The sequence below is a fragment of the Escherichia sp. WS1451 genome, from assembly GCF_046487365.1.
GTDB lineage: Bacteria > Pseudomonadota > Gammaproteobacteria > Enterobacterales > Enterobacteriaceae > Escherichia > Escherichia coli.
The window spans coordinates 109,191-122,469 of sequence record NZ_JBJQJP010000006.1 but is presented as its reverse complement, the minus strand read 5'-3'; the positions used below and the strand labels follow the sequence as shown (position 1 = coordinate 122,469).

Sequence of the window (13,279 nt, the reverse complement as noted above, 5' to 3'; positions counted from 1 at the left end):
AGTAATGTCGCGCGTCAATCATCTATCTTCGCTGTCATTGTTGGCGGTTCTGGTTTTAGCGGGGTGTAGTAGTCAGGCTCCGCAACCGTTGAAAAAGGGCGAAAAAGCGATAGATGTGGCGAGCGTCGTGCGGCAGAAGATGCCTGCGAGCGTGAAAGACCGCGATGCCTGGGCGAAAGATCTCGCCACCACGTTTGAAAGTCAGGGGCTGGCACCGACGCTGGAAAACGTCTGCTCGGTGCTGGCGGTGGCGCAGCAGGAGTCAAATTATCAGGCAGATCCGGCCGTTCCGGGCTTAAGCAAGATCGCCTGGCAAGAGATTGACCGTCGTGCTGAACGGATGCACATTCCTGCTTTTCTGGTGCATACCGCGCTAAAAATCAAATCGCCAAACGGCAAAAGCTATAGCGAACGGTTAGATTCGGTGCGTACTGAAAAGCAATTGAGCGCGATTTTTGACGATCTGATCAGCATGGTGCCAATGGGGCAGACGTTGTTTGGTTCGCTTAATCCGGTGCGCACCGGTGGGCCGATGCAGGTCAGCATTGCCTTTGCCGAACAGCATACCAAAGGGTATCCGTGGAAAATGGACGGTACAGTCCGTCAGGAAGTCTTCAGTCGTCGCGGCGGGTTGTGGTTTGGTACTTACCATTTACTGAATTATCCCGCCAGCTATAGCGCGCCGATATACCGTTTTGCTGATTTTAACGCTGGCTGGTACGCCAGCCGTAATGCCGCGTTTCAGAACGCGGTCAGTAAGGTCAGCGGCGTGAAGCTGGCACTGGACGGTGATTTAATTCGTTACGACAGTAAAGAGCCCGGGAAAACCGAACTGGCAACGCGCAAACTGGCGGGAAAACTGGGGATGAGCGACAGTGAAATTCGCCGCCAGTTAGAGAAAGGGGACAGCTTCTCTTTTGAGGAGACGGCGCTGTACAAGAAAGTTTATCAACTTGCCGAAGCGAAAACGGGTAAATCACTACCCCGCGAAATGTTGCCTGGCATTCAACTGGAAAGCCCGAAAATCACCAGCAACTTGACTACGGCCTGGTTTGCGAAGCGCGTAGACGAACGGCGGGCGCGTTGTATGAAACAGTGATCAAACAGGAATGTCATGCCAGATAAAGCGTTTTAGGTCCTATCTGGCAAGTAAATCTTACTGGCGGCGATGTCGCCAGTGCAGCCATAACGCCACTACTGCAAAAATGAGGCAGCCTACTAAAAACGGGATCAGCCCGAAAATGGTGCCGACACCTAAACCAATTTCCACCCGTGGGCGACCTGTTTCCTGGACCTGCATTAAACGCTCATAGACGCCGGGCGCATGCACTAGCAGGTTCAGCAATTGCGCCCCAGCCCAAAAGCAAAACAGCACAAACAACGCATAGGCAATATTGCCAGGCGTTGAAGAGGCATTGCGATATTTTCCGCTAAACAGCGATTTTGACAGGGTGAAATCAGCCATAAAAACCTCCGGAAGTCATCTGCTTCTCTTCTGGTGTGATACCAGCGGCTTATGGCAAGTCTGACAGGTCATTAAGATTGTCAATATCAGAATCATGGTAAATTGATGTTGGGAATATTCCCGAAGCGTGAATCTTCGTCGTGAGTCACAAAATGACAACCTTAAGTTAAATTTATTAACAATTACGGAAATGTTGTCTACGCCACAGACGGATGTTGCAGAATATGCAAGGATGTTGTTTTTCGTTAACGGAGCTGCCATGAACTTGCCTGTAAAAATCCGCCGTGACTGGCACTACTATGCGTTCGCCATTGGCCTTATATTCATTCTTAATGGCGTGGTGGGTTTACTGGGATTTGAAGCAAAAGGTTGGCAGACCTATGCCGTCGGTCTGGTGACGTGGGTGATTAGTTTCTGGCTGGCGGGGCTGATTATTCGTCGTCGCGATGAAGAAACTGAAAACGCCCAATAAGAATATTACCGGGCGTTTGAATATTACATTGTGGTTTTCAGTGCGTTATCTGCAGCGTGACGCTCCAGCGCCAGCTCAATCAAACGCGTGATCAGGTCGGTGTAACCCAGACCGCTGGCTTGCCACAACTTCGGATACATACTGATGTTGGTGAAGCCAGGCAGGGTGTTGATCTCGTTGATCACCACTTCGTTCTCTGGGGTTAAAAACACGTCTACACGCGCCATGCCTGCGCATCCCAACGTTTGATAGGCCTGAACGGCAATCGCCCGGATCTTATCGTTGATTTCTGGCGCAATGGCTGCCGGAACAACCACTTTCGCGCCATCTTCGTCAATGTACTTGGTGTCGTAGGCATAGAAATCGCTGGTGAGTACGATCTCGCCACAGGTGCTGGCTTGCGGATTGTCGTTGCCCAGAACTGCGCATTCGATCTCACGACCTTTGATCCCTTGCTCAACGATCACTTTATGGTCGAACTCGAACGCCAGATCGACGGCAATTGCGTACTGTTCTTCACTGGTTACTTTGCTGACACCAACAGAAGAGCCCTGATTAGCCGGTTTTACAAACAGCGGTAACCCCAGTTTAGACTCCACTTCGGCAAAACTGATGTTGTGACGATTAGCGCGCGTCAGGGTAATAAATGGCGCAATGTTCAGCCCGGCATCGCGCAGCAGACGTTTGGTGACATCTTTATCCATACAGGCCGCTGAAGCCAGAACATCAGAACCTACAAACGGTAAATTGGCGACCCGCAGCATTCCCTGCAAGGAACCATCTTCGCCCAGCGTACCGTGGACAATCGGGAAAATGACATCCACCGTCGGCAACGGCTGACCGTTTTGCGCGTCGATAAGCTGATGTTCATGTTTACCAGGCACCTGCGCAAGGCTGGTCGCCGAAGGGCGCAACGCAATATGGGCAGGATCGTCTGCATTTAGCAGATAATTGCTGGCATCGCTGACGTGCCATTGCCCTTGTTTATCAATGCCCAGCAGCACAACGTCGAAGCGACTTTTATCAATGGCATCGACAATGTTTTTTGCCGATTGCAGAGACACTTCATGTTCCGCTGATTTACCACCAAAAACGATTCCTACCCGCAGTTTTTCCATCTTAAAAACCTATCCCGTCTAACACAAAGTGCATACATTACCACGACAAAACGGGGGATTCGCGGCCTTCTGACAGAATGTTGCAATCTTCTGCTGACAAAGCGTGCAACGTAATGGTGAAAAAAGTGCGTTATCTCAATGATGTGCGCAAGATCACAAAAATGATGAACGGGAAGCTAATTTATTCCTGGCTTGTATGGCCATGCAGTGAGTTTTTTTCTCTTAATTATAAGTTAACGAAGAGAATATATTTCATAACTTTTATTTATAATAAAGGTTGATAATTAAAAGCCTATATTTTGTGTGGGTAATTATTAAAATAAGAGAAACGTTTCGCTGGTAATCAAACAAAAAATATTTGCGCAAAGTATTTCCTTTGTCATAAAAATAATACTTCCAGACACTATGAAGTTGTGAAACATAATGTTAACTTCTCCATACTTTGGATAAGGAAATACAGACATGAAAAATCTCATTGCTGAGTTGTTATTTAAGCTTGCCCAAAAAGAAGAAGAGTCGAAAGAACTGTGCGCGCAGGTAGAAGCTTTGGAGATTATCGTCACGGCAATGCTTCGCAATATGGCGCAAAATGACCAACAGAGGTTGATTGATCAGGTAGAGGGGGCGCTGTACGAGGTAAAGCCCGATGCCAGCATTCCTGACGACGATACGGAGCTGCTGCGCAATTATGTAAAGAAGTTATTGAAGCATCCTCGTCAGTAAAAAGTTAATCTTTTCAACAGCTGTCATAAAGCTGTCACGGCCGAGACTTATAGTCGCTTTGTTTTTATTTTTAATGTATTTGTACATGGAGAAAATAAAGTGAAACAAAGCACTATTGCACTGGCACTCTTACCGTTACTGTTTTCCCCTGTGACAAAAGCCCGGACACCAGAAATGCCTGTTCTGGAAAACCGGGCTGCTCAGGGCGATATTACTGCACCCGGCGGTGCTCGCCGCTTAACGGGTGATCAGACCGCCGCTCTGCGTGATTCTCTTAGCGATAAACCTGCAAAAAATATTATTTTGCTGATTGGCGATGGGATGGGGGACTCGGAAATTACTGCCGCACGCAATTATGCCGAAGGTGCGGGCGGCTTTTTTAAAGGTATCGATGCCTTACCGCTTACCGGACAATACACACACTATGCGCTGAATAAAAAAACCGGCAAACCGGACTACGTCACCGACTCGGCTGCATCAGCAACCGCCTGGTCAACTGGTGTCAAAACCTATAACGGCGCGCTGGGCGTCGATATTCACGAAAAAGATCACCCAACGATTCTGGAAATGGCAAAAGCCGCAGGTCTGGCGACCGGTAACGTTTCTACCGCAGAGTTGCAGGATGCCACGCCCGCTGCGCTGGTGGCGCATGTGACCTCGCGCAAATGCTACGGTCCGAGTGCGACCAGTGAAAAATGTCCGGGTAACGCTCTGGAAAAAGGCGGAAAAGGATCGATTACCGAACAGCTGCTTAACGCCCGTGCCGATGTTACGCTTGGCGGCGGTGCAAAAACCTTTGCTGAAACGGCAACCGCCGGTGAATGGCAGGGAAAAACGCTGCGTGAACAGGCACTGGCGCGTGGTTATCAGTTGGTGAGCGATGCTGCCTCGCTAAATGCGGTGACGGAAGCGAATCAGCAAAAACCCCTATTAGGACTGTTTGCTGACGGCAATATGCCAGTGCGCTGGCAAGGACCGAAAGCAACGTACCACGGTAATATAGATAAGCCCGCAGTCACCTGTACACCTAATCCGCAACGTAATGACAGTGTACCGACCCTGGCGCAGATGACCGACAAAGCCATTGAATTGTTGAGTAAAAATGAGAAAGGCTTTTTCCTGCAAGTTGAAGGTGCATCAATCGATAAACAGGATCACGCTGCGAATCCTTGTGGGCAAATTGGCGAGACGGTCGACCTCGATGAAGCCGTACAACGTGCGCTGGAATTCGCTAAAAAGGATGGCAACACGCTGGTCATAGTCACCGCTGATCACGCCCACGCCAGCCAGATTGTCGCGCCGGACACCAAAGCGCCGGGCCTCACCCAGGCGCTAAATACCAAAGATGGCGCAGTGATGGTGATGAGTTACGGGAACTCCGAAGAGGATTCACAAGAACATACCGGCAGTCAGTTGCGTATTGCAGCGTATGGCCCACATGCCGCCAATGTCGTTGGACTGACCGACCAGACCGATCTCTTCTACACCATGAAAGCCGCCCTGGGGCTGAAATAAAACCGCGCCCGGCGGTGAATTTTCGCTGTCGGGTGGTTTTTTTGCTGTTAGCAACCAGACTTAATGGCAGATCACGGGCGCAAACGCTCATGGTTAAAACATGAAGAGGGATGGTGCTATGAAAATAACATTACTGGTTACCTTGCTTTTCGGACTGGTTTTTTTAACCACCGTCGGCGCTGCCGAGAGAACCTTAACCCCGCAACAACAGCGTATGACCTCCTGTAATCAGCAGGCGACGGCGCAGGCGTTGAAAGGGGATGCTCGTAAGACCTACATGAGTGATTGCCTGAAGAACAGCAAGTCTGCGCCTGGTGAAAAAAGTTTGACGCCACAGCAGCAAAAGATGCGCGAATGTAATAATCAAGCAACGCAACAATCTCTGAAAGGTGATGATCGTAATAAGTTTATGAGCGCCTGCCTCAAGAAAGCCGCCTGATACCTGATAGTGCTAACGGGTGAGCTACGAAAATGGCTCACCCGAAATTTCATACTTCTGCCTTTAGCCCCGTCTCTATAATTTGGGAAAATTGTTTCTGAATGTTCCCAAAAATAATGAATGATGAAAACTTTTTCAAAAAAGCGGCGGCGCATGGGGAGGAACCTCCTTTAACTCCTCAAAACGAACATCAGCGGTCCGGGCTGCGCTTCGCCCGTCGCGTCAGACTACCCCGCGCGGTTGGCCTGGCTGGCATGTTCTTACCGATTGCTTCAACGCTGGTTTCGCACCCGCCGCCGGGCTGGTGGTGGCTGGTGTTGGTCGGCTGGGCGTTCGTCTGGCCGCATTTAGCCTGGCAGATAGCGAGCAGGGCCGTCGATCCGCTTAGCCGGGAAATTTACAACTTAAAAACCGATGCAGTATTAGCGGGAATGTGGGTAGGCGTAATGGGCGTAAACGTGCTGCCTTCCACCGCGATGTTGATGATTATGTGTCTGAATTTGATGGGGGCAGGCGGCCCCCGTCTGTTTGTCGCGGGTCTGGTGTTGATGGTGGTTTCCTGCCTTGTCACCCTCGAACTGACGGGCATTACCGTGTCGTTCAATAGTGCGCCGCTGGAATGGTGGCTCTCCCTTCCCATTATCGTCATTTATCCTCTGCTGTTTGGCTGGGTCAGCTACCAGACGGCGACTAAACTGGCGGAACATAAACGCAGGTTGCAGGTCATGAGTACCCGCGACGGTATGACGGGCGTGTATAACCGACGTCATTGGGAAACTATGTTACGCAATGAATTTGATAACTGTCGGCGGCATAACCGCGATGCGACATTACTGATTATCGATATCGACCATTTCAAGAGCATCAACGATACCTGGGGCCATGATGTGGGCGATGAAGCGATTGTGGCGCTTACCCGACAGTTACAAATAACCCTGCGCGGTAGCGATGTGATTGGTCGGTTTGGCGGCGATGAGTTTGCGGTAATCATGTCCGGTACGCCAGCTGAGAGCGCCATTACCGCCATGTTACGAGTGCATGAAGGGCTAAATACATTACGTCTGCCGAATACGCCACAGGTAACTTTACGGATTAGTGTGGGGGTTGCGCCGCTGAACCCACAAATGAGTCACTATCGTGAGTGGTTGAAATCGGCAGATTTGGCGCTTTACAAAGCAAAGAAAGCCGGACGTAACCGCACCGAAGTGGCGGCCTGACGTCCGGCAAAAGTCATCAGGATTTACTGAGTTTTTCTGATTTTTCCATACACTTCGTCATCGCTTCGATCACTGCGGCACGGAAGCCTTTCTCTTCCAGTACGCGTACCGCCTCAATGGTGGTGCCTCCCGGTGAGCAGACCATATCTTTCAGTGCCCCTGGATGTTCTCCCGTTTCCAGCACCATTTTTGCGGAACCCATTACCGCCTGAGCGGCAAATTTATACGCCTGGGCGCGTGGCATCCCGCCCAGCACGGCGGCGTCGGCCATCGCTTCGATAAACATAAAGACGTAGGCTGGCGAAGAACCGCTCACACCGACCACCGGGTGGATCATCGGCTCGGCAATTACTTCCGCTTCGCCAAAGCAGCGGAAAATATTCAGCACATCAGCGGTATCTTCTGGGGTTACCAGCGCGTTTGGCGTTACGGAGGTCATCCCGGCATTAACCAGCGCGGGAGTGTTCGGCATGGCGCGGATAATTTTCCGGTCATGGCCCAGCGCGCGGGCAAGCTGGTCGAGTGTGATACCTGCAGCAATAGAAACGACCAGAGAGTCTTTATTCAGGCTGGAGGTGATTTCGCTAAGCACTTTAATCATGATGCCAGGTTTAACGGCGGCAAAAATGATGTCGGCGATTTGCGCCACTTCTTGCGCCGATTCTGCGGCGTTGATGCCGAACTGGTCATGCAGGGCGGCGACTTTATCCGGGGAGGGGGTATATACCCAGATTTGCCCTGGAAGCACCTGACCGCTGGCAATCAGACCGCCGAGAATGGCTTTTCCCATATTGCCGCAGCCAATAAAACCGATTTTCTTTTCCATTGCCTCACTCCTGCCGTGAAATTCATTGTTTTGATAATCGCTGGCAGAAGCATAAACAGAACTATGCCGGAAGGCAAAAGCGCGACACAATAGAGGATTACCCAACAAAGGATGACTTTATGACAATTTGGGTGGATGCCGACGCGTGTCCCAATGTAATTAAAGAGATTTTGTATCGCGCGGCGGAACGTATGCAGATGCCGCTGGTACTGGTAGCAAACCAGAGTTTACGCGTGCCGCCATCGCGATTTATTCGTACGCTGCGCGTCGCGGCAGGTTTCGACGTTGCCGATAACGAAATTGTCCGGCAGTGTGAAGCGGGCGATTTGGTGATCACCGCAGATATACCTTTGGCTGCTGAAGCCATCGAGAAAGGCGCGGCGGCGCTTAATCCACGCGGCGAACGTTACACGCCAGCGACCATTCGTGAGCGCCTGACGATGCGCGATTTTATGGATACCTTACGTGCCAGTGGGATCCAGACCGGAGGACCAGATAGTCTTTCACAACGTGACCGCCAGGCCTTTGCTGCGGAGCTGGAGAAGTGGTGGCTGGAAGTGCAACGTAGTCGTGGCTGAATGTAATTTATTATTTACACTTCATTCTTGAATATTTATTGGTATAGTAAGGGATGTATTGAGATTTTCACTTTAAGTGGAATTTTTTCTTTACAATCGAAATTGTACTAGTTTGATGGTATGATCGCTATTCTCATGATATCGGCTTTCGCCGCATTGCGACCTATTGGGGAAAACCCACGATGACACAACCTCTTTTTCTGATCGGGCCTCGGGGCTGTGGTAAAACAACGGTCGGAATGGCCCTTGCCGATTCGCTTAACCGTCGGTTTGTCGATACCGACCAGTGGTTGCAATCACAGCTCAATATGACGGTCGCGGAGATCGTCGAAAGGGAAGAGTGGGCGGGATTCCGCGCCAGAGAAACGGCGGCGCTGGAAGCGGTAACTGCGCCATCCACCGTTATCGCTACAGGCGGCGGCATTATTCTGACGGAATTTAATCGTCACTTCATGCAAAATAACGGGATCGTGGTTTATTTGTGTGCGCCAGTATCAGTCCTGGTTAACCGACTGCAAGCTGCACCGGAAGAAGATTTACGGCCAACCTTAACGGGAAAACCGCTGAGCGAAGAAGTTCAGGAAGTGCTGGAAGAACGCGATGTGCTATATCGCGAAGTTGCGCATATTATTATCGACGCAACAAACGAACCCAGCCAGGTGATTTCTGAAATTCGCAGTGCCCTGGCACAGACGATCAATTGTTGATTTTCGAGCGCCTATACTTAACGTTCATCCCGTGAAATAAGGAAGAACGATGCCAACGAAACCGCCTTATCCTCGTGAAGCATATATAGTGACGATTGAAAAAGGAAAACCAGGACAGACGGTAACCTGGTACCAACTCAGAGCCGATCATCCTAAACCAGACTCGTTGATCAGTGAACATCCGACCGCTCAGGAAGCGATGGATGCGAAAAAACGCTATGAGGACCCTGACAAAGAGTGACCGCATCAGACTGCTCGGAAGGGATTCTGAGTGCCACCACAAGGGATCTGCGTCACATTTTTCACAATTCATGTTTTTCAAATAATTAGAATATTAAACAATAACAATCCATTACTGGAATCATTTGGAATCTTTACATTATGCCGTGCAGGTCTGCTGCTACGCTTTTTGTCATTTGTAGCACAGGTAAGTGTCAGCAGTGGTGCTTAGCGCTTGCCCGGTAATTAACGACGAAATAAAAGTAAGGTGGAAGAACAATGAGTGCGTCGTTGGCGATCCTGACCATCGGCATTGTACCTATGCAGGAAGTTTTGCCGCTCCTGACAGAATACATTGACGAAGATAATATTTCCCATCATAGCCTGCTGGGGAAGTTAAGCCGCGAAGAAGTGATGGCGGAGTACGCGCCAGAAGCAGGTGAAGACACAATTCTCACATTATTAAATGACAACCAGCTGGCCCATGTTTCGCGTCGCAAAGTGGAACGAGACCTGCAAGGTGTGGTTGAAGTGCTCGATAATCAGGGTTATGACGTCATTTTATTAATGAGTACAGCAAACATTAGTAGTATGACTGCGCGTAATACGATCTTTCTTGAGCCGTCGCGAATATTGCCTCCGCTGGTTTCCTCTATTGTTGAAGATCATCAGGTGGGGGTTATCGTACCGGTTGAGGAGTTGCTGACCGTTCAGGCGCAAAAATGGCAAATTTTGCAGAAACCGCCAGTATTTTCATTGGGTAACCCCATTCATGATTCGGAACAAAAAATCATTGATGCCGGGAAAGAATTACTGGCAAAAGGTGCAGATGTCATCATGCTGGATTGTTTGGGATTTAACCAGCGTCATCGCGATTTACTGCAAAAACAGCTCGATGTTCCTGTCTTGCTCTCTAACGTATTGATTGCACGGCTGGCTGCGGAATTACTGGTGTAATTTTGCGTGACAGCCAGCGCCTCTGGCCCCTATAGTGAAGTAGATGTTCAACTATCAGACAGGGCCAGTTTATGCTTCAAAGTAATGAGTACTTTTCCGGCAAAGTGAAATCGATCGGCTTTTCCAGCAGCAGCACTGGTCGCGCCAGCGTGGGTGTTATGGTTGAAGGCGAATACACCTTCAGCACCGCTGAGCCTGAAGAGATGACGGTAATCAGTGGTGCGCTGAATGTGTTACTGCCTGACGCGACCGACTGGCAAGTGTATGAAGCCGGTTCGGTGTTTAATGTTCCCGGTCACAGCGAGTTTCATCTGCAAGTTGCCGAACCCACCTCTTATCTGTGCCGCTATCTGTAATTCCTCGCCTTCCCCATGAACGGGAGGGCATTTTTCTGAAATATCCTCTCTTTAACCCATAATAATATTTCCGTTGCTGCGATTTTTTCGATTTCCGATATATTCATAATTCATCAAGGTTGATATAAATATCAGTGAAGATCTCCAGATATTGTTGCGTAACTGGCGACGATAAAAGATAAATCAGATGATGAATGGTGGCGTGCATTGCTGCAAAGTCGCAATGATCATTTGAGCCAAACGGCATTGCGCCACGCACATACCCCGGTGTTGTTAACGACATTGACTGAGTCTCAGGATCGGTCGCTGGCTATTAATAATCCACAGCTGGCTGCCGATGTGAAAACGGTGTGGCTAAAAGAGGAGCCATCATTACTTTTATTTGTCGATCAACCCGCTCTTTCGCAGTTACGGGATTTAGTGAAAACCGGGGCAACGCGAAAAATTCGCAATGAAGCGCGTCACCGGCTTGAGGAAAAACAATGACACAACGCCCCTGGAGCAAGTTACAGCGTAAAACGCATAATATTGCTGCGCTAAGAATTATTGCCCGCTGTAGCTAACAATTATATTCCTGGTGTGGCTTCGTACGCCGGATAAGACGCGGCAGGCGTCGCATCCGGCATTAAAGGTAAATCAGCAATTAACGTTGTGCCTCGCCACCTAATCCTTCAATCAGGTTTTGAATTAACGCTGCCAGTTCACCAGTCATCAGGATGAAATCGGCATCAAAGCGCTGGGCGAAATCTTCACGGTCGATATCTTCGTTTTGATCGCGCAGCTCGTCGCAGAACTTCAGACGCTTGAGCGAACCATCGTCGCACATCACAAACTGAATGCGCTGCTGCCAGTCGAGCGCCAGTTTAGTCACCACTTTTCCGGCTTCGATGTGATTAGTGATCTCTTCGCTGGTCAGATCTTGTTTCTTCGCGCGGATCACTCCACCATCTTCCAGCAGCGATTTCAGCTCGGCTTCATCAAGCAGCTGGAAGCCCTGTGCTGCGCTGCCGGAGCGTACCCATTCGGTCAACGTCAGTTCAATCGGGTTTTCCATGCTTAATGGTACAACCGGTAACGACCCCAGGCTTTTACGCAGTAATGCCAGCGTATCTTCCGCTTTTTTGGCACTGGCGCAGTCCACCATAATCAAACCGTTAACCGTGTCGATCCACATCATTGTCTGGCTAAAACGGCTGAAAGCACGCGGCAGCAGAGAATGCAGCACTTCGTCTTTCAGCGAATCTTTTTCGGTTTTCTTCAGCTTACGCGCCTGTTCCGCTTCCAGTTTGGCGATTTTCGCTTCCAGCGCCTGTTTAATCACCGGAGACGGGAGGATTTTTTCTTCTTTGCGCGCGCAGATAACAATTTGACCATTGGCAACGTGCGTTAACGCATCGCTGTGCGATCCCATCGGAGGAACCCAGCCCATCTTCGCCATGTCCTGGCTGCCGCATGGGGTAAATGCCATCGAGGCTAGCTGTTTTTCCATCTCTTCTGCACGCAACGAAATCTCGCGGCTAAGACGGTAAACCATTAAATTTTTGAACCACAGCATGATAATTTCCACGGCCTTGTCGTTAAATTTAGCGGGCATGATAACGAATTGTCGGCGGCCTTGCATTGCCAATCCGGTTGTCCGTCTCTACGCTATTGATATTGAAAAAAATAAGGAGAGTACCGTGCGTATAGGTATCGATTTAGGCGGCACCAAAACTGAAGTGATTGCACTGGGCGATGCAGGGGAGCAGTTGTACCGCCATCGTCTGCCCACGCCGCGTGATGATTACCGGCAGACTATTGAAACGATCGCCACGTTGGTTGATATGGCGGAGCAGGCGACAGGGCAGCGCGGAACGGTAGGTATGGGCATTCCTGGTTCGATTTCGCCCTACACCGGTGTGGTGAAGAATGCCAATTCAACCTGGCTTAACGGTCAGCCATTCGATAAAGACTTAAGCGCGCGGTTGCAGCGGGAAGTGCGGCTGGCAAATGACGCCAACTGTCTGGCGGTTTCAGAAGCAGTAGATGGCGCGGCAGCGGGAGCGCAGACGGTATTTGCCGTGATTATCGGCACGGGATGCGGCGCGGGCGTGGCATTCAATGGGCGGGCGCATATCGGCGGCAATGGCACGGCAGGTGAGTGGGGACACAATCCGCTACCGTGGATGGACGAAGACGAACTGCGTTATCGCGAGGAAGTCCCTTGTTATTGCGGTAAACAAGGTTGTATTGAAACCTTTATTTCGGGCACGGGATTCGCGACGGATTATCATCGTTTGAGCGGACATGCGCTGAAAGGCAGTGAAATTATCCGCCTGGTTGAAGAAAGCGATCCGGTAGCGGAACTGGCATTGCGTCGCTACGAGCTGCGGCTGGCAAAATCGCTGGCACATGTCGTGAATATTCTCGATCCGGATGTGATTGTCCTGGGGGGCGGGATGAGCAATGTCGACCGTTTATATCAAACGGTTCCGCAGTTGATTAAACAATTTGTCTTCGGCGGCGAATGTGAAACGCCGGTGCGTAAGGCGAAGCACGGTGATTCCAGCGGCGTACGCGGCGCTGCGTGGTTATGGCCACAAGAGTAAAAAACCCAGGCAATTGGCGCATCATGCCTGATGCGACGCTTGCCGCGTCTTATCAGGCCTGCAAAATGTGCCGGAAACGCAGGCCGATAACGCGTTCAT

General features: G+C 50.3%; 18 protein-coding genes and 1 pseudogene. 15 read left to right on the top strand and 4 right to left on the bottom strand.

The annotated features are described in order from the left end of the window. Positions 1-4 precede the first annotated feature (4 nt). Complete coding sequence (gene yaiW / locus ACJHX7_RS10390) at positions 5-1,099, top strand: surface-exposed outer membrane lipoprotein YaiW (RefSeq protein WP_094029740.1); 1,095 nt, start codon at positions 5-7, stop codon at positions 1,097-1,099. A gap of 57 nt (positions 1,100-1,156) precedes the next feature. On the opposite strand, the gene ACJHX7_RS10385 is transcribed toward yaiW, so the two are convergent. Next, positions 1,157-1,465, bottom strand: coding sequence for a YaiY family protein (locus tag ACJHX7_RS10385; protein WP_000763151.1), 309 nt, complete (start codon positions 1,463-1,465; stop codon positions 1,157-1,159). 259 nt (positions 1,466-1,724) lie between these two features. Here ACJHX7_RS10385 and ACJHX7_RS10380 point away from each other — a divergent pair, with 259 nt between their 5' ends. Next, entirely contained in the window at positions 1,725-1,937 is a 213-nt protein-coding gene (locus tag ACJHX7_RS10380) for a DUF2754 domain-containing protein (protein WP_001295334.1), read from the top strand. Between the two features lie 23 nt (positions 1,938-1,960). On the opposite strand, the gene ddlA is transcribed toward ACJHX7_RS10380, so the two are convergent. After that, complete coding sequence (gene ddlA / locus ACJHX7_RS10375; protein ID WP_000413677.1) at positions 1,961-3,055, bottom strand: D-alanine--D-alanine ligase; 1,095 nt, start codon at positions 3,053-3,055, stop codon at positions 1,961-1,963. Between the two features lie 77 nt (positions 3,056-3,132). Between ddlA and ACJHX7_RS10370 the strand changes: the two genes are divergently transcribed. The 5 genes from ACJHX7_RS10370 (at position 3,133) to adrA (ending at position 6,949) form a co-directional block, all read left to right on the top strand. Further along, on the top strand, positions 3,133-3,336 hold the full coding sequence (locus ACJHX7_RS10370; RefSeq protein ID WP_094029739.1) for a hypothetical protein: 204 nt from the start codon (positions 3,133-3,135) through the stop codon (positions 3,334-3,336). Between the two features lie 181 nt (positions 3,337-3,517). After that, positions 3,518-3,778, top strand: coding sequence for an anti-adapter protein IraP (iraP, locus tag ACJHX7_RS10365; RefSeq protein WP_000792975.1), 261 nt, complete (start codon positions 3,518-3,520; stop codon positions 3,776-3,778). A 99-nt stretch (positions 3,779-3,877) separates the two neighbouring features. Beyond that, complete coding sequence (phoA, locus tag ACJHX7_RS10360; RefSeq protein WP_000814386.1) at positions 3,878-5,293, top strand: alkaline phosphatase; 1,416 nt, start codon at positions 3,878-3,880, stop codon at positions 5,291-5,293. 118 nt (positions 5,294-5,411) lie between these two features. Continuing rightward, positions 5,412-5,732 (top strand): phosphate starvation-inducible protein PsiF, encoded by a 321-nt coding sequence (gene psiF / locus ACJHX7_RS10355; RefSeq protein ID WP_001295332.1) that lies wholly within the window; start codon positions 5,412-5,414, stop codon positions 5,730-5,732. A gap of 101 nt (positions 5,733-5,833) precedes the next feature. Beyond that, complete coding sequence (adrA, locus tag ACJHX7_RS10350; RefSeq protein WP_000484048.1) at positions 5,834-6,949, top strand: diguanylate cyclase AdrA; 1,116 nt, start codon at positions 5,834-5,836, stop codon at positions 6,947-6,949. Positions 6,950-6,965: 16 nt separating this feature from the next. Here the strand turns inward: adrA and proC are convergent, their stop codons facing one another. After that, positions 6,966-7,775: a pyrroline-5-carboxylate reductase gene (gene proC, locus ACJHX7_RS10345; RefSeq protein WP_001304841.1), complete on the bottom strand. Its 810-nt coding sequence runs from the start codon at positions 7,773-7,775 to the stop codon at positions 6,966-6,968. Positions 7,776-7,894: 119 nt separating this feature from the next. Here proC and ACJHX7_RS10340 point away from each other — a divergent pair, with 119 nt between their 5' ends. The 7 genes and pseudogenes from ACJHX7_RS10340 (at position 7,895) to ACJHX7_RS10310 (ending at position 11,155) form a co-directional block, all read left to right on the top strand. Continuing rightward, on the top strand, positions 7,895-8,353 hold the full coding sequence (locus ACJHX7_RS10340; RefSeq protein WP_000158159.1) for a YaiI/YqxD family protein: 459 nt from the start codon (positions 7,895-7,897) through the stop codon (positions 8,351-8,353). 182 nt (positions 8,354-8,535) lie between these two features. After that, positions 8,536-9,060 (top strand): shikimate kinase AroL, encoded by a 525-nt coding sequence (gene aroL / locus ACJHX7_RS10335; protein WP_000193395.1) that lies wholly within the window; start codon positions 8,536-8,538, stop codon positions 9,058-9,060. Positions 9,061-9,109: 49 nt separating this feature from the next. Beyond that, positions 9,110-9,301, top strand: coding sequence for a protein YaiA (yaiA, locus tag ACJHX7_RS10330; RefSeq protein ID WP_001142439.1), 192 nt, complete (start codon positions 9,110-9,112; stop codon positions 9,299-9,301). Between the two features lie 257 nt (positions 9,302-9,558). Then, on the top strand, positions 9,559-10,236 hold the full coding sequence (locus tag ACJHX7_RS10325; RefSeq protein ID WP_001276417.1) for an AroM family protein: 678 nt from the start codon (positions 9,559-9,561) through the stop codon (positions 10,234-10,236). Between the two features lie 71 nt (positions 10,237-10,307). Beyond that, positions 10,308-10,592, top strand: coding sequence for a pyrimidine/purine nucleoside phosphorylase (ppnP, locus tag ACJHX7_RS10320; protein ID WP_000941942.1), 285 nt, complete (start codon positions 10,308-10,310; stop codon positions 10,590-10,592). Positions 10,593-10,754: 162 nt separating this feature from the next. Beyond that, positions 10,755-11,078, top strand: a pseudogene (locus tag ACJHX7_RS10315) (DUF2773 domain-containing protein); the annotation flags it as partial. Further along, complete coding sequence (locus ACJHX7_RS10310; RefSeq protein ID WP_122992234.1) at positions 11,075-11,155, top strand: hypothetical protein; 81 nt, start codon at positions 11,075-11,077, stop codon at positions 11,153-11,155. The pseudogene ACJHX7_RS10315 and the gene ACJHX7_RS10310, both read left to right, overlap by 4 nt. Positions 11,156-11,235: 80 nt before the next feature. On the opposite strand, the gene rdgC is transcribed toward ACJHX7_RS10310, so the two are convergent. Then, positions 11,236-12,147, bottom strand: a complete 912-nt coding sequence (gene rdgC / locus ACJHX7_RS10305) for a recombination-associated protein RdgC (RefSeq protein ID WP_001298537.1) — start codon at positions 12,145-12,147, stop codon at positions 11,236-11,238. Positions 12,148-12,271: 124 nt separating this feature from the next. Here rdgC and mak point away from each other — a divergent pair, with 124 nt between their 5' ends. After that, entirely contained in the window at positions 12,272-13,180 is a 909-nt protein-coding gene (gene mak, locus ACJHX7_RS10300) for a fructokinase (RefSeq protein WP_001219310.1), read from the top strand. Positions 13,181-13,279: the final 99 nt, after the last annotated feature.